11 protein-coding genes are annotated in these 9469 nt (G+C 39.0%); 1 reads left to right on the top strand and 10 read right to left on the bottom strand.

The features are described 5' to 3' along the window. Positions 1-197 precede the first annotated feature (197 nt). From ACQ5H4_RS10925 to mce, 7 genes are all read right to left on the bottom strand, one after another. Positions 198-329: a hypothetical protein gene (locus ACQ5H4_RS10925; RefSeq protein ID WP_430774943.1), complete on the bottom strand. Its 132-nt coding sequence runs from the start codon at positions 327-329 to the stop codon at positions 198-200. 44 nt (positions 330-373) lie between these two features. Then, positions 374-1780 carry an NADP-dependent phosphogluconate dehydrogenase gene (gndA, locus tag ACQ5H4_RS10920; protein ID WP_430774942.1) on the bottom strand — a complete coding sequence of 469 codons (1407 nt, stop codon included), beginning with the start codon at positions 1778-1780 and terminating at the stop codon, positions 374-376. Between the two features lie 134 nt (positions 1781-1914). Beyond that, positions 1915-3189, bottom strand: a complete 1275-nt coding sequence (locus tag ACQ5H4_RS10915; protein ID WP_430774941.1) for a DNA polymerase IV — start codon at positions 3187-3189, stop codon at positions 1915-1917. Between the two features lie 71 nt (positions 3190-3260). Beyond that, entirely contained in the window at positions 3261-3734 is a 474-nt protein-coding gene (locus tag ACQ5H4_RS10910) for a chemotaxis protein CheW (protein ID WP_430774940.1), read from the bottom strand. A gap of 127 nt (positions 3735-3861) precedes the next feature. After that, positions 3862-4980, bottom strand: coding sequence for a tripeptidase T (locus ACQ5H4_RS10905; protein WP_430774939.1), 1119 nt, complete (start codon positions 4978-4980; stop codon positions 3862-3864). 75 nt (positions 4981-5055) lie between these two features. Beyond that, complete coding sequence (locus ACQ5H4_RS10900) at positions 5056-6606, bottom strand: acyl-CoA carboxylase subunit beta (RefSeq protein ID WP_430774938.1); 1551 nt, start codon at positions 6604-6606, stop codon at positions 5056-5058. Beyond that, positions 6603-7028, bottom strand: coding sequence for a methylmalonyl-CoA epimerase (gene mce / locus ACQ5H4_RS10895; RefSeq protein WP_430774937.1), 426 nt, complete (start codon positions 7026-7028; stop codon positions 6603-6605). Before mce ends, ACQ5H4_RS10900 begins: the two co-directional genes overlap by 4 nt. Before the next feature lie 135 nt (positions 7029-7163). On the opposite strand from mce, the gene prli42 reads away from it, so the two are divergent. Beyond that, the gene (gene prli42 / locus ACQ5H4_RS10890) at positions 7164-7259 is read left to right on the top strand and encodes a stressosome-associated protein Prli42 (RefSeq protein ID WP_251514496.1); all 96 of its coding nucleotides are present in this window, start codon (positions 7164-7166) and stop codon (positions 7257-7259) included. A 41-nt stretch (positions 7260-7300) separates the two neighbouring features. Here the strand turns inward: prli42 and ACQ5H4_RS10885 are convergent, their stop codons facing one another. The 3 genes from ACQ5H4_RS10885 to ACQ5H4_RS10875 all read right to left on the bottom strand — a co-directional run bounded on the left by ACQ5H4_RS10885 (position 7301) and on the right by ACQ5H4_RS10875 (position 9389). Further along, positions 7301-7816, bottom strand: a complete 516-nt coding sequence (locus tag ACQ5H4_RS10885) for a L,D-transpeptidase (protein ID WP_430774936.1) — start codon at positions 7814-7816, stop codon at positions 7301-7303. Between the two features lie 16 nt (positions 7817-7832). Beyond that, a complete protein-coding gene (locus ACQ5H4_RS10880; RefSeq protein ID WP_430774935.1) occupies positions 7833-8837 on the bottom strand; it encodes an aromatic acid exporter family protein in 1005 nt (334 codons plus the stop codon). Between the two features lie 114 nt (positions 8838-8951). After that, on the bottom strand, positions 8952-9389 hold the full coding sequence (locus ACQ5H4_RS10875) for a BrxA/BrxB family bacilliredoxin (RefSeq protein WP_430774934.1): 438 nt from the start codon (positions 9387-9389) through the stop codon (positions 8952-8954). Positions 9390-9469: the final 80 nt, after the last annotated feature.

The following is a 9469-nucleotide window of genomic DNA, read 5'->3' as shown; positions in this document are numbered from 1 at the left end:
ATTATTAATTATTATTAAAAAAAGCGTAAATAGAAGGAGAGATTCCGCCTATTGGCTCGAAAAAGTCAAAAAGGAGCAATTTTTCTTTGCATAAGCGGAAAACATCCCCTTATTTACCCCGAAACGAGGCTCCATTCTGCATCTAACCGGAAATTCTCCGCTAATATTACTTTTGCTAGTTATTCGATTAAGTACTTTTAAATACCAATAACGATTCCAATACGACTGTCATTCGGCACGTATTTTAAGAAATGCACTTCAAAACGGAACTCTTTACCATTTAAGATAGGAGCTTTTTCACGCTCCTTAGCCGCTTCAATGGCACGCAAAATAGCCTACCCTATTGGGTAGGCTATTTTTGCTTCTAGAAGGCTTAGAACCAGTTTGTATGGAATGTTCCTTCTTTATCTGTACGTTGGTACGTATGTGCACCAAAATAATCACGTTGAGCTTGTAACAGATTCGCTGGAAGTGTTTCTGTACGGTAGCTGTCGTAGTATGAAAGGGCAGCAGAGAAACATGGTACAGGAATACCGTTTTGAACGGCAACAACCATGATGTCACGAAGAGCATGCTGGTAGCTCTCAACAATTTCCTTGAAATATGGATCAAGTAATAAGTTTTTAAGCTGGCCGTCACGATCATATGCTTCTTTAATCTTTTGAAGGAATTGAGCACGAATAATACATCCTCCACGGAAGATCATTGCAATTTCTCCGTATTGTAAATCCCAGTTATATTCTTCTGAAGCTGCACGCATTTGTGCGAAGCCTTGTGCGTATGAACAAATCTTACTCATATAAAGAGCTTTACGAACTGACTCGATAAATGCCTTCTTATCACCAGTAAATTCCTTCGCAGTTGGTCCACCTAATACTTTGCTAGCATGAACACGTTCTTCCTTCATTGCTGAAAGGAAACGAGCGAATACCGACTCTGTAATGATTGGTAGAGGTACCCCAAGGTCAAGAGAGCTTTGGCTTGTCCACTTACCTGTACCCTTTTGTCCAGCCGTATCAAGGATAACGTCAACAAGAGGCTTACCTGTTTCTTCGTCCTTTTTCGTAAAAATATCAGCTGTAATTTCGATTAGGTAGCTATCAAGCTCACCTTTGTTCCACTCAGCAAATACTTCATGAAGCTCTTCTGCGCTAAGACCAAGTACATGCTTTAATAAGAAGTAAGACTCAGAGATTAACTGCATATCTCCGTATTCAATTCCATTATGAACCATTTTCACATAATGACCTGCTCCATCTGGACCGATATACGTTGTACAAGCCTCACCGTCAACCTTCGCAGAAATATCCTTAAAGATAGGTGCGATTAATTCATAAGCTTCTTTTTGTCCACCTGGCATAATAGAAGGCCCTTTAAGCGCACCCTCTTCTCCGCCTGAAACGCCTGTTCCAACAAAGTGGATACCTAATTCACTAAGTTCTTTATTGCGGCGCTGTGTATCAACAAAATACGTATTTCCACCGTCAATAACGATATCACCTTTATCAAGTAATGGCTTTAATTGATCAATTGTTGCATCAGTTGGCACACCAGCTTTAACCATAAGCATGATTTTACGTGGCTTTTCTAATGATTCAACAAATTCTTCCATGCTATATGTACCAAATATATTTTTTCCATTTGATTCCGCAAGCATCTCATCTGTTTTTTCGCTTGAACGATTGTAAACTGAGACAGTGTAGCCTCGGCTCTCGATGTTCCAAGCAAGGTTTTTCCCCATTACTGCTAACCCAATAACACCAAATTGTTGTTTTGTCATTTTTTTACTTCCCTTCTAGCTAAATACTTATATACATAAGAATCCACTTTACTTTAGCAAGATTAAGCAAAAAGCGCAAGTAAGGTGATTATTAAATATTCAAATATATTTTTTCCTGAATTTCTTTATCTATGTTACTCTTCTTTCCTATCTCGCGCCGTATGTAAAAAATCTTTATTAAAGCTCGTATCTGTCCCAATTGACGGCGTTTGCTTTTTCTTCCGAGCCATTCCTGCCCGATTTATAATGGCCGTACCATATTTTTCTCTTAATTTTGAAACAGCATTTAATAGCGGCTCTTTTTTTGCATCGCGTTCATAAGAGAAAAGATCTAGCTGTTTCACTGCTTCATTCACATGTATTAAGTCTGTCCCTGTGATTCCAAGAAGACGGATGGCATTCCCATTCCAATTGGAATGAAACAATTTTTTGGCAAGTTGAGAAATTTCATCTTGTTTATCTACTGGATTATTTAGTTTTTTGCTTCTAGTCAACGTTTTTCGATCCTTATACCGTATCGTTACACTTAATCCCGTTGCCAACACTTGTTTTGCTTTTAGTCTTGCAGATACTTTCTCTGCGAGCTTCTCCAAAACTTCGTTTAACTCTCTGATATTTGTAACATCCTTCGGAAGAGTGGTTGAGTTTCCAACGCTTTTAAAGTCAGAAACAGAATTGGGGTCCACTTCACGGTGATCAATCGCGTTCGCTCGTTCCTTAAGACGTACTCCATTGATTCCAAGAAGTGCTTTTAACTGAATCTCATTTCCTTTTGCTAAATCACCAATCGTAAGGATTCCTATTGTCTTCAATTTCTCAGCTGTCTTTTGACCAACACCGTGCATTTCACCCACATTCATTGGCCACAGAATTTGTTTGATATCCCTTTTTCTAAGAACCGTTATTCCTAATGGCTTTTTTATATCAGATGCTGTTTTTGCTAAAAATTTATTGGGAGCAATCCCGATGCTGCAAGGAAGATCAAACTGTTCTAACATCCTAGCTTGAATGGTTTTTGCAATTTCAAGAGGTGATCCAAACTCGTAGCTTTCTGTAATATCTACATATCCTTCATCAATGGAAACCGGCTCTACAAGGTCCGAAAACTGCCTTAACAGATCAAAGATAGCGATAGAGGCAGCCCGATAGCGCTCAAAATTGGGTTTCATCACGATTAAATCAGGGCATAATTTTCTCGCTTCCCATAACGGCATTGTCGTTCTCACCCCAACATGCCTTGCTTCATAGCTGCAGGTAACAATGATACCACGTCTTTCCTCAACATTGCCTGCAATCGCAAGTGGCTTCCCCTTTAAACTTTGATCGTAAGCCATTTCCACGGATGCATAAAAGCTATTCATATCCACATGAAGGATGACACGACCGTTTTTCGGGTACATTTCTCGCATAGCCCACCTCCTCACCATTGTCCTTATATTTTACCAGAAGTATTGGATGACGAAAAAAAGAGAGCCACAGGCTACTCTTCTTGGTGTGATTTCATATATTGTTGGATTTCATTTATTCCTTCTAGCGATTGAACAAGCTTAGATGGATCGATCAACGTAATTAAACGAGATTCCAAGTTGGCAATGGAAGTAAAGTAACTTGTTTTATTAAATGCTACTAGCCCTAACTGCTTTAAATTTTCCTTTTCAATATCAATAATCTCTTTTGCGTCGTTAACAAGGACTCCAATGGTTAATTCATCTGTCTTTACGACAATCATCCTCGTTTGATCATTGTACTGAATGGTTCGGTGATATAAGATTTCTTCAAGATCAAGAACAGGCAGTAATTCTCCTCTTACTTTCACGATTCCTTTCACGTACACAGGTAAATGAGGGATTGGTGTAATTCCTTCCACCTTCTCTATCGAGATCACTTGTTCAATAGGAATCGCATATTCTTCCGTCCCTACTTGAAAAACGACTACTTTTGTTGTTGTAAGCATGGGTACTCGCTCCAATCTAGTACAAATTCATCATACTTTATACCTGTATCATACTAACATTCCTGCTATCTTGTCTATCGAAAGTAACAAAAAAAGAGTGAAGGATTTACTCCTCACTCTTTGTCCATTAGGCAGAAACTTCTTCAATGATAGCAATCACATACTCTGCCAGCTTATTGAGTTCTTCAATAGGCATTCTTTCATTCGTTGTATGAATTTCTTCATAACCCACTGCCAAGTTAACGGTGGGAATTCCAAATCCAGCTATTACATTCGCATCACTGCCCCCGCCGCTTCTTAACAGTTCAGAGGTTCGACCAATTTTAGCAGCAGCTTTCCTCGCCACTTCAACCACATGGTCTCCTTCTCCAAATTTAAAGCCAGGGTACATAACTTGAATTTCAACCTCTGCTCTGCCACCCATTTCTGAGGCCACTTCTTCGAAGGCAGCTTTCATTTTTTTCACTTGCTCTTCCATTTTCACATTTACTAACGAGCGTGCCTCAGCTAAGATTTCAACGTGATCACAAACGATATTGGTTTGCGTACCGCCTTCAAAACGACCGATATTTGCAGTTGTTTCCTCATCAATTCGACCAAGAGGCATTCTTGAAATGGCTTTTGCAGCAATCGTAATAGCCGATATCCCTTTTTCAGGTGCCACGCCAGCATGTGCTGTCTTTCCAAAAATCATTGCCTTTACTTTTGCCTGCGTAGGTGCAGCAACAATAATATTACCTACTTTACCGTCACTATCTAGAGCATAGCCGTATTTTGCTACAAGTAAGGATGGATCTAATGCTTTGGCACCAACCAATCCAGACTCTTCTCCAACAGTAATGATAAATTGAATTGTTCCATGCGATATAGATTGTTCCTTTAACACACGAACCACTTCAAGCATAACGGCAAGTCCCGCTTTATCATCCGCTCCGAGAATGGATGTACCATCTGTTACTACATAACCATCCTTAATGCTTGGTTTGATGCCTTTACCAGGCACAACCGTATCCATATGGGAAGTGAAGTAGATGGTGTCTACCTGCTCCTTTGAGCCTTTAAGTGTACAAATTAAGTTTCCTGCCCCGTGTCCAGTCGTTGCAGTTGTATCGTCTTCAACCACTTCAACGCCTAGCTCTAAAAACTTCTGTTTTAATACCTTTGCTATTTCTGCTTCATTCTTTGTTTCTGAGTCCACTTGAACGAGCTCTAGAAATTCCTTTAACAATCTTTCTTCATTAATCATTCTGTACCCTCCATCAATCATTCACTCACTCTTGTAGTATAACTTTTTCGTATCATAATCAGCAAATGAATGGGTTTAAAGGGGAATATTTCCATGCTTTTTATTAGGACGGGTATCTTTTTTATTACGAAGCATCTCTAAAGCTTGGATAATTTTAATTCTTGTTTCACGCGGATCAATGACGTCATCTACCATCCCCATACTTGCGGCCACATATGGATTAGCAAATTTATCACGATATTCCTCAATTTTTTGTGCTCTTGTCGCCTCTGGATCTTCACTTTGGTTAATTTCTCTTGCAAAAATAATATTCGCAGCCCCCTGCGGCCCCATCACTGCTATTTCAGCGTTAGGCCAAGCAAATACAAGATCAGCACCGATAGACTTCGAGTTTAATGCAACATAGGCTCCGCCATAAGCTTTTCGCAAAATAATCGTTAATTTTGGGACCGTTGCTTCTGAATAGGCATACAATATTTTTGCTCCGTGTCGGATGATTCCACCATGTTCCTGCTTTACACCAGGGAAGAAGCCTGTGACATCCTCAAATGTGATAATAGGTATGTTAAACGAGTCACAGAAACGAATAAATCTGGCTGCTTTATCAGACGAGTCTATGTCCAACCCACCGGCCATAAACTTTGGTTGATTACATACTAATCCAATTACTTCACCCTTTACTCGAGCGTACCCGACAACGATATTTTTGGCGAAATCCTTTTGAACCTCCATGAAAGAACCTTCATCTACTACTTGCTCAATTACCTTTCTCACATCGTACGGACGGACTGAGTCAAATGGTACCACATCGGTTAAATCAGGACGGTAATCCCAATCAGCTTCATACTGACCAATCGGGGCTTTTTCTTCATTATTCTGTGGAAGATAGCTTAATAATTGCCGGACCCCCGCAAGTACTTCTTCCTCCGTTGATGCATGAAAATGAGCATTTCCACTTATGGAGTTATGTACCTTTGCCCCTCCTAAATCCTCGGGACTTATTTTCTCACCCGTAACCGTTTCAATTACCTTAGGACCTGTTATGAACATTTGACTCGTTTGATCCACCATAAACACAAAATCAGTGATGGCTGGGGAATACACCGCCCCACCTGCACACGGACCCATAATCACAGATATTTGCGGTATGACTCCAGAGTAAATGGCATTTCGATAAAAGATCTTTCCGTAGCCATCGAGAGACACGACTCCTTCTTGAATTCTAGCTCCACCCGAATCATTCAGCCCAATAAATGGTGCACCATTCTTCGCAGCCAAGTCCATTACATTCGCTATTTTATTCGCATGCATCTCCCCTAACGCTCCACCAAAAACCGTAAAATCTTGAGAGAACAAATAGATTGGACGACCATTTACCTTTCCATAGCCAGTAACTACACCGTCGCCTGGACCCTTTTGATTCTCCAAACCAAAATCCTTGCATCTATGTTCAATAAAAGGGTTCAGTTCAATAAAGGTCCCCTTGTCAACAAGAAGATCGATTCTCTCCCTTGCTGTCAGCTTTCCTTTTTCATGCTGCTTTTCAATTTTTTGATCTCCCCCACCTAACTCTACTTCTCTTTTCCGGTCATATAAATCATTGATTTTCTCATAGATGTCGATCATTTTTGACTCCCCCCATCTCTTTGACACAATTCGAAAAGCACATGATGAGTAGATTTTGGATGCATAAAGGCCACTCGTGCATGATGTGCTCCTTCTTTTGGTTTGTCATGAATCATTTGTACACCCTTCTCTTTAAATTCCTGAATCCTAGATTCAATAGAATCTACCCCTAGAGCGATGTGATGGATTCCTTCTCCACGCTTTTCGACAAACTTATAGATAGCGCTTTCAAAATTTGTCGATTCCAATAACTCTAACATGACGTTTCCCGTGTCTATAAAGGCTACTTTTACCTGTTCTGATGGAACTTCTTCAATTCCGACAAGCTTTAATCCAAGAGTCTCTGTATAAAAAGGCAAGCATGCATCAATTGATTTTACAGCAATCCCGATGTGATCAACATTATTTATCACTTTTTCCATCTCCCTCAAAAGTAATATAATTATAAATATTCGCTTTTTGGACAAAAATCCCTTCTTAGAACCTGAGCGGTTGTTCAATTTATCTTTTCCTAGTAAAATAAACGTAGAAAAGTTCTGCCTGAGAGGAGATAGAAAATGGGAAATAAGAAAACACAGAAGATTGTTGTTTATGTAATGCTATTTGCGATGCTAGCATCTACCATACTAGCTGGAGTTGTTGCATTTTTATAAACAATAAAAAGTCACTTAAGGGTTGGGCCTTAAGTGACTTTTTATTTTGAAATCGCTCCGTATTCTTTTGCTATTTCTGCATAGTTTTCATTTGTTGTTGTGATTAATACCTTTGTGCCTATTGGAATGAAATCATAGAGAGATTCAATGGCTTCATTTTGAAGTCTCACACACCCCTGCGACACATACTTACCTATGGAACTAGGTGTGTTGGTTCCATGAAGACCATAGATTCTTCCATCGGTTTCATTTGCGTCAAAGCCGATCCATCTTGTACCTAAAGGATTTTCTGGATCTCCACCATTAATATTGTTTTTTCGATAATAAGGATTTTTTGCCTTAACCGTTATCGTGAATAATCCTTCAGGCGTTAACTCCTCCGTTTTACCTGTTGCAGCTTTTACCACTGTCTGAACTCGATTTTCATTAATTAAAGCTACTTCATTTGTAGCTTTATTGACAATTAAAAAAGGGTCCCCCGGAAGAGGATTTTCCCCTAATGGCCAAATAGGATTTGAAGTAAATGCTATAACTAAAGCTAGAAGAAAGGATACCATATGATCACCTTCCGTATTATTTCTCCTTAGTAGTTTGTAGCATCTTCTTCCTTTTATTCGCTTTTGATTTTTTCATTCCAACAAAGTCCTTTTTAATCGTTAAATATTGCTCCATTTCCTTTGTGAAATGCAACAGAGCTGCCCGTGTCTCAAATTCCTCACGTGTTCTAGGAAGCTCCATTTTCTGAAATTCCACTCTCATCCTCTCTAATTTTTCAATATAAATATCCGCTGTGTTCCCTGGGTGAATATTATTTGAGAGGTCTTCAATAAATTCCGCAATCATCTCTCCCTGTTCAACGGTTAAAGAAATAGAACTAACAAGTGGCAGCACTCTTTCAATAATTTCAAATTGCTTTTCTCTCATTTTAAAATAGTGATAATATAAGTTCTCGTTTCGGAGGAAATGGTTTTCTACATCACGGAAAGCTAGAGTCTTTGCCTCATCAATAAGCGTTGCTGTTTCAGTGATTTCATGACCATCCCAATCCGTTTTATTATTCTTTAAATATAAGATAATTTCATCAAAGATGGCTTTGAAGTTCTCCTCTATTTTCCTTTGATAATCAATCAGCTTATTTTCTAAACTTGGCATATACAAGTTCATAATTAGGGCCACACCAATTCCAATAATAATCAAACCCAATTCATTCAATAATAGACTCTTTGTAATATGTCCAGCTGAGTACAAATGCAGAATAATAACCGTACTCGACACAATCCCATCGCTTGCTCCCACCATTACTGCTGTAGGAATGAATAATAATAATAAAAGTCCGATCATGACGGGATGGAAAGCAATACCTTCAAAAATAATGATTGAAAAAACCATTGCCACCATGCAAGCTAAAAACCGTTCCCAGGAAGCACGGACACTTTTCTTCTTTGTTACTTGAATGCAAAGGATGGTAAGAATTCCCGCAGATGTAAAACTCGAAAGGCCAAAAGCCTGAGCAATCATAATGGAAGCAGCTGCTCCCAAGGCGGTCTTTACCGTTCGGTAACCAATTTTAAATTCCATTTTATATTTTACTCCTATATGTTAATTTCCCATTAGTTACCTTACCCTTGATGGCGCTTTCAATTCAACTGTTAACCGATGAAGATTCAAAAGAAAAACCTCAGAGACCTGAGGTTATACTTCTTCACAATATTTATCGAATGCTTCTTGTAACTTTTGTACAACTGCCATTGGTTCATGCCCTTCAATTTCATGACGCTCAACCATTGTTAAAATTTTTCCGTCTTTTAATAAAGCAAAAGAAGGAGAAGATGGTGGATAATCAGTAAAGTAAGAACGTGCTGTTGCTGTTGCTTCTTTGTCTTGACCAGCAAAAACCGTCACTAATTGATCAGGCTTTTTATCGTAGTGTACAGAATACATCGCTGCCGGACGGGCAATACCACCTGCACAACCACATACTGAGTTGACCATAACAAGTGTTGTACCTGACTTGGAAAGTGCATCTTCCACATCTTCTGACGTCTTTAATTCTGTATAACCAGCAGCAACAATTTCTTGTCGCGCTTGTCGAACCACATCATTCATAAATAAATTAAAATCCATATTCACGAAAAGTCCCTCCATCATTTCATTATTATATATTCAATATACCAATATGAGATACAAATATACAATCAGAAAGGTTTAAG

The organism is Bacillus coreaensis (assembly GCF_050586445.1).
GTDB lineage: Bacteria > Bacillota > Bacilli > Bacillales > Cytobacillaceae > Robertmurraya_A > Robertmurraya_A coreaensis.
The sequence above is the reverse complement of the archived record's forward strand: the minus strand, read 5'-3'. Positions and strand labels throughout refer to the sequence as shown.